Consider the following 16,567-nt stretch of genomic DNA (forward strand, 5'->3'; position numbering starts at 1 on the left):
CGACACCGGTCAGGCGACGCCCGCGCCGCCGAGTATCAGCCGGAGCCCGATGACCGTGAGGAGGCCGAGGACGAGGCCGCGCCGGAGCCGCTCGCTCACGCGGTCTCGGAGGCGAGTCCCGACGGCGACGCCGGCGACCGCGGGGACCGCGGCGGCGGCCGACGCGAGCGCGAACGCGGCGTCCGGGTAGAGTCCGAGCGCGCCCGCGGCCCCGACGCGAAGGCCGTTGATCCCGACGAACACCAGCGCCACGACGCCGACGAACACCCCGTGCGAGAGGTCGAAGCTCCGGACGAACGCGACCAGCTGGACGCCGACGTTCGTCGCGCCGAACAGGACGCCGGAGACGACGCCCACGACCCCCATGACGAGCGGGCCTTCGGCGCGCTCGCGGTCGGCCGAAGTCGGCAGCGACGGGAGCGAGACCGCGCGCTGCGCGGTCGCCACGAACCCGAGCGAGACGACGCCGAGCAGGACGCGCAGGGGAGCCGCCGGGAGGCGATCGAGCAGCGCCATCCCCGCGAGGGTGCCGACGAGCGCGGCCACGAGCAGCGGTGCGAACCGGGCCCCGCAGGTCCGCAGTTCCTCGCGCGTGAGCTCTCCGACGAGGGCGACGTTCACCGCGAACATCGGGACGATCATGAACGCGACGGCGGCCGCCGGGTCGAGCGTCGACGCGAGCACCGTCGTCCCCACGACCGCGAAGCCGAACCCCGCGACCCCGTTGACGGCGCCCGCGACCGCGACGGTCGCCACTAGCTCGGCCGAGAGCGCGAGCGCCATACGTTCGACACGAGCCGGACCGGCATAATAACACGAGTGCCCGATCGGGCGGCTCCGGCGGCGTCCGCGGCCCGACATCGAACCATTTCCCGCATACGCGGTCGCTATGCCAGTCGGTCTCACGCGCAGTTCGACTCGACGCGCGGGCCCGCCCCTATCGGTCTCCGGGCGCTACCGCCGCGGCCTTCGCCGTTCGCGACTCCCTCAGACACGCGGCGGCGTCCTACGCGTTCACGAACGGCTCCCACCCCTCCCAACGCAGCAGCGTCTCGGCGCGGTCCGCGTCCGCCAGGAGGACGTTCTTTCGGTCCGGGAGCGTCTCGTCGGCGAGTTCCTGCGGAATCGCGAGCGTCCCGCTCGGGACGTCGTCGTCGCCGGCGACCGGGATGTGGCCGCCGCCGACTTTCATGACGAGCGGGGCGTCGAGTCGCTCGACGCCCTCGCCGTCCGCGTACAGCTGTTCGTTGACGTGTTCGTGGTCCGCCCGCCGGATGACGGCGCGCTCGCCGCCGTGGGGTTCCACGTACAGTTCCCCCAGGTAGTAGCCGCTCGAGAATCGCTCGAACATTCTATGCGTGGTAATCTCTGCCATAGTAGTACATAAGCGTTTCCCGCGGCTCACGCGCGCTGAGATTCGGCCCGGGCGCCCGTTACAGTCCGAGCGCGTCGCCGTCGTTCGACCGGTAGTACGCCGCCAGCGATGTCCCGCGGTCGCGCTGGGCCTCGAACAGGTCGGCGAGCCACTCCACGGCGTCCGGGTCGTCGTTGGCGGCGTACCCGAGGAAGTTGCCCCTGTCGCCGTGGATCGCGAGGTACGCCGTCGTCCGACCGTCGACGGTGCTCAGGTACCACGCGAACGGGAGGTCGGGAACGATTCGCACGTCGACCCCGGCCTCGACGACGGAGCGCGCTCGCTCGGGGCTCTCTACGGCCAGGTAATCCGCGACCGGCTCCGTCAGGACGAACGACAGCTCCAGCGACTCCTCGACGACGGTGCGGTGGTACAGCGTCGAGACGAACTGCTCGTCGTTGGCGGCGATCGAGGCCCCGCGGAACCGGTCGGCCGCCTCGGCGACGCGGCGGAGCCGGGACAGCACCGCCGCCGGCGACGTCTCGGCTATCGTCACCACCTCGGCGTCCGCGAAGAACCGGTGGTTCCGCGGCGACGACGGGAGTTCGTTGAGGACGCCGTCCGACGCCTCGACCGTCTCCGCGACCGCGAACGCCTCGTCGACGGTGTCCAAGAGGACGCGGCCGGCGTACGTGGTCTCGTAGCCGTCCGTCCTGCGCTCGACGAGTCCGCCCTCCTCGAGGGCCCGGATCGCGCGGTTGACCGTCGACCTCGAGTGCTCGAACTCGTCGACGAGGTCCCGGAGCTGTGCGGGACCGTCTGAGAGCCGGACGAGGTACTGTCGGCGCGCGAAGGCGAGGTCGAGCACGAGTGAATACGTGTGTCTGTCGTCAGTAATACGTGTCGCTAAGCGAAGAGGTCTCGCCGCACACGGGTGCGACCGCACCGATGCCGTCGGCGCCCCGGCGGGCTGGCTCTGCGTCGGCACGGCCGCCGGCCGGGCTACGCGTCGTCGCGCCGCGCGACCTCGTGGCGACCGAACCCGTACCGCAGCCGATTGGCGAGCCGCCGCGAGAAGCGCCCCTCGTTCCGGGAGTCGAACCGCTCGGCGAGCGCCTGGTAGATGATCGGAACGGGCACCTCCTGTTCGAGCGCCTCCTCGACGGTCCACGTCCCCGTGGACCCGCCGGCCACGTGGTCGGCCACGTCGCCGAGGTCCGAGCCCTCCTCGCGGAACGCCTCCTCGCAGAGCTCGAGGAGCCACGACCGGATCACGGCGCCGTTGTTCCAGGTGCGCGCGACCGACTCCATGTCGAGGTCGTACCGCCCGTCGGCGAGCAGTTCGAACCCCTCGCCGTACGCCTGCATCAGCGCGTACTCGACGCCGTTGTGGACCATCTTCACGTAGTGGCCCGCGCCCGACTCGCCCATTCGGTCGTGGCCGTCCGGCCCGGTCGCCACCGCGTCGAACACCGGGACCATCGCCTCGTAGGCCCACGCCGGACCGCCGACCATCAGCGAGAAGCCGGCCTCGGCGCTCGCCGGGCCGCCGGACGTGCCGCAGTCGAGGTAGGCCGCGTCGGTCTCCTCGGCGCGGCGGGTCGACGCCTCGAAGTGGGAGTTCCCGCCGTCGACGACCACGTCCTCGGCGTCGAGGTTTGGTTCGAGGTCCGCGAGGGTGGCGTCGACGGCGTCGCCCGCCGGTACCATCAGCCAGATCCGCTTGCCGTCGCCGTCCTCCTCACCCGACCCGTCCAGCCGGTCGCAGAGATCCGTCACGGAGTCCGCCGGCTCCGCGCCCCGCTCCGCCGCCTCCGCGGTCGCCTCCGCGGAGAGGTCGAACGCGACCACGTCGTGGCCCGCCTCCAGCGACCGGTTCGCGACGATCTGTCCCATCCGCCCGAGTCCGATGACCCCGAGTTCCATGCGCGAGGGGTGGCGACCGCCCGCCGTAGTGGTTCCGGTTCGACCGCCGGTCCCGGCCGCTACTCCGCAGCCTCCGACTCGGCCTCGCGCTCCCCGAGGTGCGCCCGCAGCGCGTCCACGTCCTTGTTGCCCGCGCCGGTGTTCAACAGGACGACGGTGTCGTCGGGGCCGAACTCGCCCCGCTCCGCCAACTCGAACGCGCCGGAGGCGGCGGCGGCGCAGGTCGCGCCCGTCTCCAGGCCCTCGGCGCGCGCCACCTCGATGGCGGCGTCGAAGATCTCGCGGTCCGTCGTCGCCACCGCCCCGCCGTCGGACTCGCGGATCGCGTCGAGGATGAGCGTGCTCGCGCCGGGGTCCGGGATCGCGATCCCGTTACAGGCCGTGTCGACCGCGTCGTCGTCCAGCGGCACGTGCTCGTCCGCGCCCGACTCGTAGGCGTCGACGACGGGCGCACAGCCCGCGGCCTGCGCGGCGTACATCGGGACCAATTCGTCGGTCCACCCCAGCTTCCGGGCCTCTCGGGCGGCCTTGTGCATCCCCACGAGCCCGACGCCGCCGCCGGTCGGGTAGACGACCGCGTCCGGCGGGTTCCAGTCGAGTTGCGCCAACAGCTCCAGCGCCATCGTCTTCTTGCCCTCGTGGCGGTAGGGGGTGACGAACGTCTTCGTCGAGTACCAGTCGGGGTGTTCCTCCATCGCCTCCGCGTACGCCGCCCCCGCGTCGCCGATCTGTGAGTTCCCGTCTATCGGGTCGGTCACGGTCAGGTCCGCGCCGTGAACCTCCGTCATCGCCTTCTGCGTGAACCCCGCCCGCGACGGGAGGAACACGTGTGCGTCCAAGTCCGCGCGCGCCGCGTACGCCGCGGCCGCCTGCCCCGCGTTGCCGGCGCTGTTCAGCGCCACCTCCGAGGCGCCGTGCTCGCGCGCGGCCGTCATCGCGGCCGCCTGCCCGCGGTCCTTGAACGTCCCCGTGGGGTTCGCGCCCTCGTCTTTCAGGAGGACGCGGCCGACGCCCATCGCGTCCGCCAGCGCCGGACACTCGACGAGCGGCGTCGCGCCCTCGCCCAGCGACACCGCGGTCTCGGCGGGGAAGGGGAGCAGCTCGGCGTACCGCCACATCGACCCGTCGGGCCGGGCGTCGAGCGCCTCCGGCGTCAGGTCGACCCGGTCGTAGTCGTACGCCGGATCGAGGATGCCGCCGCAGTCGGGACACCGGTGTGTCGCCGTCTCCGCGTCGAACGTCTCCTCGCAGTCGACGCAGGTCAGCCCGATGAACGCGTCTGTCGTCTGCATGGGGTTCCGCTCTCGCGCCGGAAACTTCCGTCCTGTGGTCGCGGCGGAGCGACCGGTCCCCGGTGGTCGCCCGACAGCGGACCGCGCGATCCGAGGCGCCGGTACTTACGATCGAAACGTATGAAGCGATACGACGAGGGGGGTGGGGAGCGTACGCTGACCGGAGATGCGCACACTACCGAACGCCGGGGCGACCGATTCGTCGGGAGCGTCGGGGTGGCGGCGATGAGCCGGACCGAACTGCGGCTGGACCTCCCCGCCGGGTCGTGGCTCGGCGACGTCTCGCGGGCGGTCCCGCCGGCGGCGCTCCGAGTCACAGAGACGATAGCGCTCGACGACGGCGATCGGGAGGCCGTCGCGACCGTCCGCGTCGCCGGGACCGAACGGGATCGCGTCGAGGCCGCGCTCCGCGACCACGACCGCGTCGAGCGCGTCACGACGGTCGAGCGCCGCGGCGACGTCCGCACGCTCCGGGTGATCGGGCGGGCCCCCGCGTACCTCTCGGCGGCGCGGGCGGTCGGCCTCCCCGTCGAGTCGACGGTCGAGGTCGCCGACGGGCGCGCAGCCGTCTCCGTCGTCGGCGACAAAGAGCGGATCGAGGCGTTCGGACGACGGCTCGCGGGCGACGGAATGACGGTCGGCGTCACCGCGACCGGGGACGCCGACTCGGACCGGACACTCACCGAGGCGCAGCGCGAACTCGTCTTCGATGCGGTCCGCGCCGGCTACTACGACACCCCCCGCCGGTGTACGCTCACGGAGCTGGCCGAGGCGAACGACATCGCGAAGTCGACCTGTAGCGAGACGCTCCACCGCGCCGAGGGACGCGTGATGCGCCGGTTCGTCGACGGCGCGGGACCGTTCGCCGCCGCGCGGGAGGACGCGGCCGCTCCGGCCGGCGAGGGCGCCGCCGCGTCCGGGGCGACCCCCCTCGACGGCCGCGAGTTCGAGGCCGCCGACCGCGACCGCGAGGAGCCGGTCCGGTCGGCGGCGACCGAGCCCTGACGCGCCGGTTCGAGAAGATCTAGTCGGCCGCTCGGCGTCCGCTACCGTTCGGCCCGCTCGGGCCCTCGTGCGCTCGCCCGCGCCGAACCGCGGTTACTCCTCCTCGAGCGCCTGCCACGAGAGGCGCGGGTTCCGCGCGGCGCCGACCTGATCGATCCGCGCGGCGGCGGTCCGGTTCGGCGCCGAGTCGAGCGCCTCGTCGGTGTCGGCGTACGCGAGGTTGAACGCCTCCGCGAGGTCGTCGAGCGACGACTTCCCTTCGATCTCGGTCGGCTCCGTCAGCATCGCCTCCGGCACCATCTCCGGCCACTTCGTCGTCGGCGGGTGGACGCCGAAGTCCAGCATCCGCTTGGCCACGTCGGCGGCGTCGCGGTCGCCGGCGGTCGCCGCGAACTCGTGGTGGAACGGGCCGAATGGCACGTCGAGGTCGATCCGCTCGGCGAGGTAGTTCGCGTTGAGGACGGCCTTCGCGGCCGCGTCCGCCAGCCCCTCGTCCCCGAGCCGGGCGACGTACGCGTACGCCTTGATCAACACGAGCCAGTTCCCGGCGAAGCCGTGGACCTTCCCGATCGTGTCGTCGGGCTCGAAGCGCTCGTACCCCGACCCCTCCTCGGCCTCGCGCACCCTCGGCGTCGGGAGGAACGGGGCCAGTTCGTCGACGACGCCGACCGGGCCGGCGCCCGGGCCGCCGCCGCCGTGGGGCGTCGCGAACGTCTTGTGGACGTTGTAGTGCATCACGTCGAACCCCATGTCGCCGGGGCGCCCCCGGCCGAGCAGCGCGTTGAGGTTCGCGCCGTCGTAGTAGAGCAGCCCGCCGGCGTCGTGGACGATGTCGGCGATCTCGGTGATGTCGCGCTCGAAGAGCCCGACCGTGTTCGGGTTCGTGAGCATTAGGGCGGCGGTGTCGTCGCCGACGGCCGCCTCGAGCGCCTCCAGGTCGACGCGCCCGTCCTCGCCGGAGGGGAGTTCGACCACGTCGTAGCCGGCGGTCGCGGCGGTCGCGAAGTTCGTCCCGTGGGCCGACGCCGGGATCACGACCTCCGAGCGGTCGTTGCCGTGGTGTTCGTGGTACGCCTTCGCGACGAGGATGCCCGTCAGCTCACCGGCGGCGCCCGCCGGGGGCTGAAGCGTGACGGCGTCCATCCCGCCGATGTCCGCGAGGGCCTCCTGAAGCCGGTACTGGAGCTCCAAGACTCCCTGTGCCGAGCGCTCGGAGCGGTCCGGGTGGATCGCCGCGTTCGGGTCGGCCGCGACGTCCTCGGTGAACTTGGGGTTGTACTTCATCGTACAGCTCCCGAGCGGGTACGGCCCGGCGTCTATCGCCCAGTTCATCTGCGAGAGCCGGGTGTAGTGACGCGCCGTCTCCGGCTCGGAGGGGTTCGGCAGCGTCAGCTCCTCGCGGGTCAGGTCGTCCGGCAGCGGGGACTCCTCGCGCACGTCGACCGTCTCCTGGCCCTTCTCCGAGAGCAGCGGCTCCCGGACCTGCTCGCCCTCTCGCTCGTAGTTCGCTTGGTCGTGGATCATTCAGAGCACCTCCGCGAAGGCCGAGACGAGTCCGTCCGTCCGCCCGGCGGTGAGGTCGGTGACGCACACCTGAATCATGTGGTCGTCGAGCGCGTGGACCGCGAAGCCTTCCGCCTCCAGGTCTTCGGCGACCGCGCCGGCCGGCTGGTCGACCCGCACGACGAACTCCCGGAAGTGGTGGCGGTCGTGGACGGGGGCGGCCGCGCCGGACAGCTCGCCGATCCGCGCCGCCAGCGCCTCGGCCTCGCGGACGCAGTCGTTCGCGAGGTCGACGAGCCCGTCGGGCCCGAGCGTCGCCGCGTGGATGGCCGCCCGGAGCGCGACCCACGCCTGGTTCGTACAGATGTTCGAGGTGGCCCGTTCCTTGCGGATGTGCTGTTCGCGGGTCTGGAGCGTCAGCGTGTACGCACGGCTGCCGTTCGCGTCCTCGCTCGCCCCGACGAGCCGCCCGGGGACCTGTCGCAGGAAGTCGCCGCGGCAGGCGAACAGCCCCAGTCCCATGCCGTACGCGGTCGGAAGCCCGAGCGAGCCGGCCTCGCCGACGACCACGTCGGCGCCGACGCGCTCGGGGGACTCCAGCACCGACAGCGCGACCACGTCGGAGCCGAGCGTGAACAGCGCGTCCGCCTCGTCGGCCACGTCACCGATCGCGGCGAGCCGCTCCTCGATACAGCCGCGGACGGTCGGACTCTCCGCGTACACCATCACCACGTCGTCGCCGGCGCGCTCGGCGAGCGCGTCGACGTCGGCGGTGCCGTCCGTCATGGGGTAGGTCTCGACGGTCATGTCCGCGCCCGCGCAGTAGTTCGAAAGCACCGCGCGTTTCCCCTCGCGGAGCTGTTCGGGGACCAAGACCACGTCGCCCGACGTGGACCGAACGCGGTCCGCGAGGGTCGCGGCCTCGCCGAGGGCGGTCGCGGCGTCGTACATCGAGCAGTTCGCCACGTCGAGGCCGGTCAGCTCGACCAGCATCGACTGGTACTCGAAGAGCGCCTGGAGGAACCCCTGTGACACCTCCGGCTGGTACTGCGTGTAGCTCGTGAGGAACTCCGCGCGGTCGGCGAGGTGGTCGACGACGCTCGGGACGTAGTGGCCGTAGTGTCCGCGGCCGAGGAACTCCACGAGGTCGTCGCTGCGGTTCAAGATTCGGGCGCACTCGTCGCGGATCTCGCGTTCCGTCCGCGGTTCGATGCCGAAATCGCCGTCGAAGGCGACCGACTCCGGGATGTCGAACAGGGCCGCCTCGTCGTCGACGCCGATTTCCGCCAGCATCTCGGCGGTCTCCTCCGCCGTGTGTGGCGCGTACGGAGTGCCGTTCGCTCGGCTCATCGGTGCGTCTCTCCCTGTCCGCGATGGTTCGTGGCTCGTCGGTCCAACGGTGAGGTGGAGTCGGAAGGTGGCGTGGTCATGGTCGTGTGTCGGGTGGGTGTTTCGTCCGGGGTTTCAGTCCCGTTCCCGGCGGCGCCCGGGGGGATCAAGCGATCTGGTCGTCGTACTCGTCGGCGTCGAGCAGCCCGTCTGCGTCGCCGTCCTCGTCGGGAGCGACTTCGAGCATCCACCCGTCGCCGTACGGGTCCTCGTTGACGAGTTCCGGTCGGTCGAACAGCTCCTCGTTGACGGCGACGACCTCGCCGGAAACGGGCGCGTACAGGTCCGAAACGGCCTTGATAGACTCGACGACGCCGAACGCCTCGCCGGCGGCGACCTCGTCGCCGACCTCGGGGAGTTCGACGAACACGACGTCGCCGAGTTCGTCCTGCGCGAAGTCGGAGACGCCGATCCGAACCGTGTCGCCGGTCGTCGCCCATTCGTGCGATTCCAGGTACCGTCTGTCGTCGGGAACTTCGAAGCTCATTGGTGAGGAGAGTCGCGGTCGGTCCGGGGCCCGGCCCGCGGGAGCGCCGCGCCGCCGGAATCGGCGTCGAACCCGGTCTGCCGACCGGTTCCGGGCGACGCCTGCGGTCGAGAGACAGTCCGCGACACGTGTACGTCACCCTTCTGACGACGAGGAAATAAAAGGTGTGTTCGCGGCGGTCGCGTCCGCTGAGCGCCCGCTCGCCGAGTTCGGTCGCAGCCGTACGCCGAGGTCCGCTACGTCCGTCCCCGACTGCCACTCCGGTCGCTCGCTCTGCGTTCAGGTCCAGCGGTCGAGTCCGGCCTGGACCTGCGACTCCCTGATGCGCTCGAACCCGCGCTCGACCTCGTCGGCGGCGACGCCCCACTCGTCGACGACGTACTCCCGTGCGGCCTCGACATCCGGGTTCACGTCCGTGTCCACCGTCACGTCCTCGGCCGGGGGGTTCATGAACAGCTCGCGGATCGCCTCGGCGTTCGGGATCTCGGCGTCGCGCGCGTCGAGGACGCCCCACAGGTCGCCGTGTTCCCTGACCGCCGTCACCGCCGTCTTCGGGCCCACGCCGCGGACGCCCTCGTTGAAGTCGGTGCCACAGAGCATCGCGACGTCGACGAGCCCCTGTCGGTCGAGACCGAGGTCCTCCAGCGTCGCCGCCAGGTCCATCAGCTCCGGGTCGCCCTTGCTCGTCAGCTGCCGGAGCGTGGTCGGCGCGCCGAACAGGAGGGTGTCGTAGTCCTCGCTGCCGGCGTGGTCGACGCTCCCGGTCGCGGCCATGTGCGCGCACTGCGCTTCCCCCTCGGCCGGCGCCTCGACGACCGGCACGTCGAGCAGCCGGAGCAGCTCTCTGGTCGTCTCCTGGATCGTGTCGGTGAGCCGCTGCGTGCGGGCCTCCAGCCGCGCGGCCTCGACCGCGTCGCCGCGCTCCTCGGCCGCCGCCTGTCGCTCCTCGGCCGCCTCGCGCTTCTCCCGCCGGTCCGCGATCTCGTCGGCCTTCAGGTCCGTGACCGCGCCGTCGAACACCATCACGGGGATCAGGTCGTGTTCGAAGAACTTCGGGAGCCCCTGGACGACGCCTATCAGGTTCGCGACCTCGACGCCGTCGGCCGTGGTGTACTTCTCGTCCGCCGTCCACTTGACCGTCGTCGTGAGGTAGCGGTACAGCCAGTTGTGCGCGTCGACGGCGACGACGCTCCCCTCTATCTCCGCGAAGGGGACGTCCCGGAGCGACGCCAAGTCGCGCAGGTCGGCGTTTCCCATTACCGATCGGTGGGGCGCGCCGGTATTAAACACTGACCGGTCGGGTGACGGTCGGCGGTTCGGGGGTTCCCCCGCCGCTCACGCGCCTGCCGACTTCTGGGCAGTTTATGTGCGTCACCCGCCTACGGGCTGACGTTGGATGGTCTCCCCGTTCGAGGTGTTAGACGTCGACGAGGACGCCGACGACGAGGCGATCGAACGGGCCTACCGCGAGCGCGTCAAGCGCGCACACCCGGACCAGGGCGGTTCGATCGAGGAGTTCCAGCTCGTGCGTCGCGCCTACCGCGAGCTGTCGGACCGCGACCGGAACGGCGACGGGGACGACGACGCGGTCGACCCCGCGGACGTCGACCTCACGGAGGGGGGCGACGGCGCGCGCGAGCCGAAGTCGACCCGCGTCGAGTTCCTCGACTACGAGGCGGTCGTCGACTACGGCTGGTCGCTCGACGACGACGACCTGTTCCGGAAGGCCGCACACGCCGACCTCGACCCCGACTCTCACGGCCGCCTGCTGGTCCACCCCGACGAGAGCCTGCTGGAGGCGGCCGAGCGGAGCGGCTTCGGCTGGCCCTTCTCGTGTCGCGGCGGCGCCTGCGCGAACTGCGCGGTGTACCTCGCAGACGGGAAGCTCTCGCAGCCGACCGACCACATCATGCCCGAGGACTTGGCCGAACGGGGGTTCCGGCTCTCCTGCAACGGCTACCCGCTGAGCGACGAGCTGTCGGTGGTGTTCAACGTGAAACAGCGACCGGAGCTCGACGACCTCATCCTCCCGCCCGGCCCGTTCACGCGTCGCTGACCGGCAGTCGCTCGGCAAAAAAACGCGCCTATCGGGCGCCCGCCCGTCGTCGGAGGCCCGCCGCGTGCGGCGTCGGTCCCGTCACCCCAGCAGGTACCGGAGCGCCGGGGCGTTCTTGACCAGCTCCGTCTCCTCTAACGCCCGGTCGATCCCGACGATCCGGCCGGCGCCCCACGCGCCGAGGCCGAACAGGATCAGCATGTACACGAGCGAGCTGTCGACGAAGTAGCCGTGCGCGACCGGGAAGCCGTCCATGAGTCCGCCCTGCCACGCGGCGGTCCAGAACATCGACATCATGATCGCCCCCATCAGCGCGGCGAACCTGAAGAGGACGCCGAACAGCAGCGCCAGCCCGATCAGGATCTGTCCGAACACCACCATCGGGTCGATTATCGCCGCGTAGTCCGCGAAAAAGAGGAACAGCCCCTGAAGCGGATTGGCGTCGGCGATGGCGTTCTGGAGGAACCCGACCGAGCTCCACGCGAGCGGGTCGGCGAGGCCGCCCTCGAACAGCTTCGCCAGTCCCGCTTGGAGGAACACCCACGCCATCACGACCCGGAGTCCGAGCATCGAGTACGCCAGCCATGTCTCCGAGTAGTTGAAGTCCACGTTGCGGCCGAGCAGGTCCGCGCGAAGCGTCCGTTCCGACGGTTGTGTTGCCATGGTGTAACACCTCACGTGAGGAAGTTTCACACACCAGCAATAATCTACCGGCCGGTCCGATGCCTGAGAGTTCTGAATACGGAGTGACAAAAAACCGCGGCGCATATTCGGCGCAGCGTCCCCGCCGAGAGCGGACGGCTCGGCCGCCCCGGTCAGAACGACTCGGCGACGGCCGCGACGACGGCGTCCTCGACCGCGTCGCGCTCGCCGGAGAGGAACTCGATTTTCCCCTCGCGGACGCCGGCGGTGGCGACGTCCGCCTTCGGCGCGAGCTCGGCCGCGCGCTCGGCCACGTCGCGGACGGAGACGTCCGCCGTCGTGCGGACGTACAGCTCGTCGGTGCCGACGCCGACCGTCGCGAACGGCTCGCCGTCGGCGCGCCGTCGGTGGAGGTCATCGAGGAGCAGCGGCGTCGGCGGGAAGTCGTACCGGTGGGTGTAGCCGTCGGTGTCGAGCAGCGCGAACTCGACGCCGTCGACCGCCTCGGTCACGACGTTCGCGTCCGCGGTCTCGATCTCCGTCTCGAGCTTCTCGCGGAACTGCTCGGAGACGTGGGCGGCGAGGTTGCCGCCGTCGGAGAACAGCAGGTCGGCGATCAGTTCGCGTTTGTCCTGATACGACTGGTAGTAGGCCTCCAGCGCGACCGCCTCGCGGAGCTCAGCGACGCGCTCGGCGTCGTAGCCCGCGTCGCGTGCGAGGTTGACGTACCGCTCGGGCGCGTCCGCCCAGTAGCTCACCGCGGGCAGATGCCGGAGGTCGGCGCGGATCTCGTCGTTGATCGCCGAGGCGAGCGACGCGACGAGCGCGCCGGTCGAGAGCGTCTCGTCGCCGCCGACGTCTTCGAGCTCCGGCGAGACGAGCGTGTCGACCGCGTCGCGCGTCTCGGGGTCGGCGACCGCGGCGTCGACGACGACCGCGTCGACCCCGTACACCGACAGGAGGTCGATGCCGTCGGCGGACTCGGTCGTCGAACCGGCGCCGACGAGGAGGAACAGCGGGAGCTTCTCGTCGTGACGGTCGCGGTCCTGAAGCATGCGGGTCGCGTCGTTCGTGGCCGCGTCCATCCCGTACACCGGCTCGTCGAGCGGGCGGCGGGTGAAGTAGTGGTACTCGGCGTCGCTCTTCGCGTGCTCGTCGCGGATCAGCGGGAGGACGGCGCGCTCGACCGCGGCGCCAGCGACGTAGCCGTCGGCGGTCGCCGGGTGGCGGACGACGATCGGTCGCGACTCGAGGACCGCGCGGCGGACGGCCTCGGCCGCGTCGAGGAGCCCGTCGGCGAGTTCGGCGACCGTCTCGTCGCCGGCCAGCGGCTGGAGGCCCTCGGGGCGCGCCTCGTCGGTGAGCGCCTCGGCGAGACGGCGGCGGACCGCCTCGGCCTCCTCGCCGTCGAGGAGCACGAGCGCCTCGGACTCGACCTGAACGTCGCCGCGGTGGCTCTCGACCTCGCCGTCGACGCGCACCGCGTCGCCGACCTCGACGTCGGGGTACGCCCGGACGCCGGGCTCGACGAACGCGGCCACGTCGACCACGCCCGTCTCGTCGCTGACCTCGAACACCGTCGGGCCGCCGGTCTGACGGACGCCGACGACCTCGCCGTCGATGCGGGTCGACTCGCCGATGACGTCCCCGAGCGTCGCTATCGGGACGCGCTCGGGTTCCTCGTCGGAGTCGGCCTCCGTGTCCGGCTCGTCGTCGGTCGACTCGCTCTCGTCGTCGGACGCCCCTACCGGTTCGACCGCTTCGGCCCCGGCGTCTTCGGACTCGTCGTCCTCGACTCCGGACTCGTCGTCAGCGAAGCCGCCGTCGTCTTCCGCCTCGTCGCCGGCCTCGCGACTCGCGTCGTCGACGTCTTCGGACTCCGCGCCGGCGTCATCGTCGGCGCTTGACCCCGACTCCGCGTCGGGTTCGCCGCGGTCGTCCGACGCTCCCGTCTCGGCGTCGCCGCTCGACTGTTCGGTCTCGTCTCCGTCGTCCGGCCCCTCGTCGGGGAGGCGTTCGCCGTCGCCCTCCTGGACGAGGACGCCGCGGAACTCGCGGTCGTTCTGTCGGATCGACCACGCGAGGTCGATGTTCCCGTTGTCGCGGACGCCCTTAACCTGGACGAACACCTCGTCGCCCGGCTCCCAGTCGAGGCTGTCGAGTCGCCGGTCGAGCTCGGAACGGTGGAGGAGTCCGGTCACGCCCGGCGCGAGATCGATGAACACGCCGAACTCGGCGTATCCGTCGACGACGCCCCGATAGAACCGGCTCGGAACCAGACCGTCCGGGGAGTTTCCGCGGAAATCGAACACGACGTCTTCCTGGTGCGAGTCGCAGACGCGACCGCCCCCGACGTCGGTGCCACAAATGATACAGGATCCCATTTGAATACACCGAGAGTCTCGGGCCTAAAACGGTTGTCGAAAGCCGGCTGGGGCCGACGCGACCGGGCGACGCGTCAGGCGCCGAGGAGCGTCCGCACCGACGCCACGACTCGATAGCCCACGCCGTAGCCGAGCACGGCCGGCGGGAGGGCGGCGACGACCGTTCGGACCGGCCCGAGCCCGTGAACCGCGCGGAACCCGACGATCAACAGCACCGCGGCGTACGCGCCGCAGGCGACTCTGAGTTCGGGGATCGGCACCCCCGCCAGCGCCATCGGCGAACTGGCGTACGCCACCACCTGTACGGTCTCGCTCACGCCGCCCCGCTCGCGCAGGGAGACGCCCCCGTCGACGATCGTCAGGCTCGCGACCACGACCGAGACGGTCGCGACCGCGGCGGTCAGGTGGAGTCCGACCGGCGCTCCCAACGCGACCACGACGAGGAAGACCACGAATCCGGAAAGCGCCCGCGAGGAGGGGACGACGGCGGGGACCGCTCCGGGGTCCGACGCGATCAGTCCGAGGGTGAACGCGGCCGCGACCGCGACCGCGAACGTCAGCGCCGGCGCCTGATCGCCGGGCGTGATCCCGTTCGCGAACGCCCGTCGCGGCCGGACGAGCGTCTCGACCCACGTGCGAGCGATGCCCCGCAGTCCGCGGGGCCGTCCGCCCGCCGACTCGCTCATCGGAGACGTCACGGTTGGCGTTCGGTCGCGCGGAATAACCCGTTTCCGGTTCGGTCCGCGGGTTCCGGTCAGATCCGGTTGCCAAGCTTATCAGCGCTGATACGCGGCGCGTAAACGCTTATACCGCCCTCGTCTGAGTGACGGTCGAATGGCTGGGTTTCGGAACGACGACCGCGGGTTCACCCCCCTCGCGGGGACGGGGCTGCTCGTCGGGATCGTCGTGCTGCTGCTCGCGCTCGTCGGCGCGGCGGTGTTCGGGCTCATCGACGGCGTCGCCCCGCCCGACGCCGAGTTCGAGGGGCAACAGGAGAACGGCGAACTCGTCGTCGTCGCGATGGGTCCGGAGCCGGTCCCGGCGGAGGAGCTGTACGTCCGCGGCGAGGACCCGGACGGGAACGTCCAGTTCGGCGCGTGGCCCGGCGACGGCGTCGTCCAACCGGGCGACCGGGTGACCGTCCCCAACGCCACCGGGAACGAGAACTTCGAGGTCGTCTGGGAGCCCGTCGCCTTCGACACGCGCGAGACCCTCGGCAGTTACGACGGCGAGGACTCCGCGATCCAGGAGTGGAGCGAGGAGAACGGCGGCGGGACGCCGGGCGGCGGCGTCGGCGTCTGACGCCGGATCCCGGCGGGCGCGACACCGAGTGCGGGGGCGGAGTTCCGTCTCCGCTTACTACTCGACGGCGACCCACTCGCCGCGCTCGTCCGACCGCTCGATCGCCGCGAGCACCGTCTGGACGTCGTAGCCGTCCGCGAACGACGGCTCGAACGAGTTCCCCTCGGCGACCGCCGAAAGGAACTCGTAGCTCTCGTGGACGAACGTGTGTTCCCATCCGATCACGTGGCCGGGGGGCCACCAGCGGTCGCCGTACGGATCTGTCTCGTCCGTGACCAGCACCGTCTCGTAGCCGCGGTTCCCGCCGCGGATCACCTCAAGTTCGTTGAGCCGTTCCAAGGAGAACCGCACGCTGCCCTCGGTGCCGTGGACCGCGATCGTGTGGTCGTTCTTGTGCCCCTCGGCGACGCGGCTGGCCTCGAAGCTGCCCGTCGCGCCCGACTCGTAGGCGACCTGCGCGCTGTAGGCGTCGTCGACCGTCACGTCGCGGTACTCGTCGACGCTCCCGTCGTCGTCGTACACCGGTCGCTCGTCGACGAACGTCGTCAGCTGGCCCGAGACGCGCTCGATCCCGCCGGCTTCGTCGCCGACGAGGAAGTTCACGAGATCGATCGTGTGCGCGCCGAGGTCGCCGAGCGCGCCCGAGCCCGCCATGTCGGCGTCCATGCGCCACGCCCACGGCGCCTCCGGGTCGACGAGCCAGTCCTGGAGGTACCGCCCGCGGACCTGCCGGACCTCGCCGAGTTCGCCCTCGTCGATCAGCCGCTTCGCGTGGCGGATCGCGGGGACGAACCGGTAGTTGAACGCGGTGCCGGCGGTCACGCCCGTCGCGGCCGCCGCGTCGCGCATCGCCGCCGCCTCCTCTACCGTCGGCGCGAGCGGCTTCTCGCAGAGCACGGGCACCCCGGACTCGAGGGCCGCGATCGACGGCTCCGCGTGGACGTGGTTCGGTCCGAGGTTGTAGAAGACGTCAACCTCGTCTATCGCCGCCTCCCAGTCGGTCGCGGTGTGCGCGAAGCCGAACCGGTCGGCCGCGTCCGCGAGGGCCGCCTCGTCGCGACCGACGAGCGTGTGGCGTTCGACCGCGGGAGCCTCCGGGAAGAACATCGGAAGCCGCGCCAGCGCGTTCGCGTGCGCCTTGCCCATGAATCGATACCCCAGTACGCCGACCTTCAGTGGTTCAGTAGTCATCGTGGATCAACTCCGCGGTGGTCGCCCGCCTCGCTC

At 71.3% G+C, this 16,567-nt stretch carries 16 protein-coding genes; 3 read left to right on the forward strand and 13 right to left on the reverse strand.

Annotated features, from left to right (window positions below; genetic code table 11):
- Window positions 1-9: 9 nt before the first annotated feature.
- From ACZ5KW_RS08245 to ACZ5KW_RS08265, 5 genes are all read right to left on the reverse strand, one after another.
- Complete coding sequence (locus ACZ5KW_RS08245) at window positions 10-783, reverse strand: TSUP family transporter (protein WP_343780347.1); 774 nt, start codon at window positions 781-783, stop codon at window positions 10-12.
- Between the two features lie 223 nt (window positions 784-1,006).
- Window positions 1,007-1,351, reverse strand: coding sequence for a DUF5802 family protein (locus ACZ5KW_RS08250; RefSeq protein WP_343780526.1), 345 nt, complete (start codon window positions 1,349-1,351; stop codon window positions 1,007-1,009).
- Between the two features lie 82 nt (window positions 1,352-1,433).
- Complete coding sequence (locus ACZ5KW_RS08255) at window positions 1,434-2,222, reverse strand: helix-turn-helix transcriptional regulator (protein WP_343780348.1); 789 nt, start codon at window positions 2,220-2,222, stop codon at window positions 1,434-1,436.
- 134 nt (window positions 2,223-2,356) lie between these two features.
- Window positions 2,357-3,280 carry a decarboxylating 6-phosphogluconate dehydrogenase gene (locus ACZ5KW_RS08260; protein WP_343780349.1) on the reverse strand — a complete coding sequence of 308 codons (924 nt, stop codon included), beginning with the start codon at window positions 3,278-3,280 and terminating at the stop codon, window positions 2,357-2,359.
- Between the two features lie 59 nt (window positions 3,281-3,339).
- The gene (locus tag ACZ5KW_RS08265) at window positions 3,340-4,572 is read right to left on the reverse strand and encodes a threonine synthase (RefSeq protein ID WP_343780350.1); all 1,233 of its coding nucleotides are present in this window, start codon (window positions 4,570-4,572) and stop codon (window positions 3,340-3,342) included.
- A gap of 225 nt (window positions 4,573-4,797) precedes the next feature.
- Between ACZ5KW_RS08265 and ACZ5KW_RS08270 the strand changes: the two genes are divergently transcribed.
- Window positions 4,798-5,577, forward strand: coding sequence for a helix-turn-helix domain-containing protein (locus ACZ5KW_RS08270; protein ID WP_343780352.1), 780 nt, complete (start codon window positions 4,798-4,800; stop codon window positions 5,575-5,577).
- A gap of 93 nt (window positions 5,578-5,670) precedes the next feature.
- Here the strand turns inward: ACZ5KW_RS08270 and gcvPB are convergent, their stop codons facing one another.
- The 4 genes from gcvPB to fen all read right to left on the reverse strand — a co-directional run bounded on the left by gcvPB (window position 5,671) and on the right by fen (window position 10,213).
- Window positions 5,671-7,101: an aminomethyl-transferring glycine dehydrogenase subunit GcvPB gene (gene gcvPB, locus ACZ5KW_RS08275; protein ID WP_343780353.1), complete on the reverse strand. Its 1,431-nt coding sequence runs from the start codon at window positions 7,099-7,101 to the stop codon at window positions 5,671-5,673.
- A complete protein-coding gene (gcvPA, locus tag ACZ5KW_RS08280; RefSeq protein ID WP_343780354.1) occupies window positions 7,102-8,430 on the reverse strand; it encodes an aminomethyl-transferring glycine dehydrogenase subunit GcvPA in 1,329 nt (442 codons plus the stop codon).
- A 145-nt stretch (window positions 8,431-8,575) separates the two neighbouring features.
- The gene (gene gcvH, locus ACZ5KW_RS08285; RefSeq protein ID WP_343780356.1) at window positions 8,576-8,956 is read right to left on the reverse strand and encodes a glycine cleavage system protein GcvH; all 381 of its coding nucleotides are present in this window, start codon (window positions 8,954-8,956) and stop codon (window positions 8,576-8,578) included.
- Between the two features lie 279 nt (window positions 8,957-9,235).
- Window positions 9,236-10,213, reverse strand: coding sequence for a flap endonuclease-1 (gene fen, locus ACZ5KW_RS08290; protein WP_343780357.1), 978 nt, complete (start codon window positions 10,211-10,213; stop codon window positions 9,236-9,238).
- 139 nt (window positions 10,214-10,352) lie between these two features.
- Here fen and fer point away from each other — a divergent pair, with 139 nt between their 5' ends.
- Window positions 10,353-11,012 (forward strand): ferredoxin Fer, encoded by a 660-nt coding sequence (fer, locus tag ACZ5KW_RS08295; protein ID WP_343780358.1) that lies wholly within the window; start codon window positions 10,353-10,355, stop codon window positions 11,010-11,012.
- Between the two features lie 81 nt (window positions 11,013-11,093).
- On the opposite strand, the gene ACZ5KW_RS08300 is transcribed toward fer, so the two are convergent.
- From ACZ5KW_RS08300 to ACZ5KW_RS08310, 3 genes are all read right to left on the reverse strand, one after another.
- Window positions 11,094-11,675: a DoxX family protein gene (locus ACZ5KW_RS08300; RefSeq protein ID WP_343780359.1), complete on the reverse strand. Its 582-nt coding sequence runs from the start codon at window positions 11,673-11,675 to the stop codon at window positions 11,094-11,096.
- Between the two features lie 152 nt (window positions 11,676-11,827).
- A complete protein-coding gene (locus ACZ5KW_RS08305; RefSeq protein WP_343780360.1) occupies window positions 11,828-14,038 on the reverse strand; it encodes a DHH family phosphoesterase in 2,211 nt (736 codons plus the stop codon).
- Window positions 14,039-14,112: 74 nt separating this feature from the next.
- Window positions 14,113-14,724 carry a YIP1 family protein gene (locus ACZ5KW_RS08310; RefSeq protein ID WP_343780361.1) on the reverse strand — a complete coding sequence of 204 codons (612 nt, stop codon included), beginning with the start codon at window positions 14,722-14,724 and terminating at the stop codon, window positions 14,113-14,115.
- A 148-nt stretch (window positions 14,725-14,872) separates the two neighbouring features.
- On the opposite strand from ACZ5KW_RS08310, the gene ACZ5KW_RS08315 reads away from it, so the two are divergent.
- The gene (locus ACZ5KW_RS08315; RefSeq protein ID WP_343780362.1) at window positions 14,873-15,340 is read left to right on the forward strand and encodes a type IV pilin domain-containing protein; all 468 of its coding nucleotides are present in this window, start codon (window positions 14,873-14,875) and stop codon (window positions 15,338-15,340) included.
- Between the two features lie 57 nt (window positions 15,341-15,397).
- Here ACZ5KW_RS08315 and ACZ5KW_RS08320 read toward each other — a convergent pair whose 3' ends face one another.
- On the reverse strand, window positions 15,398-16,531 hold the full coding sequence (locus tag ACZ5KW_RS08320) for a Gfo/Idh/MocA family protein (RefSeq protein ID WP_343780363.1): 1,134 nt from the start codon (window positions 16,529-16,531) through the stop codon (window positions 15,398-15,400).
- Between the last annotated feature and the right edge of the window lie 36 nt (window positions 16,532-16,567).

It is taken from the genome of Halorubrum ejinorense (genome assembly GCF_055389685.1).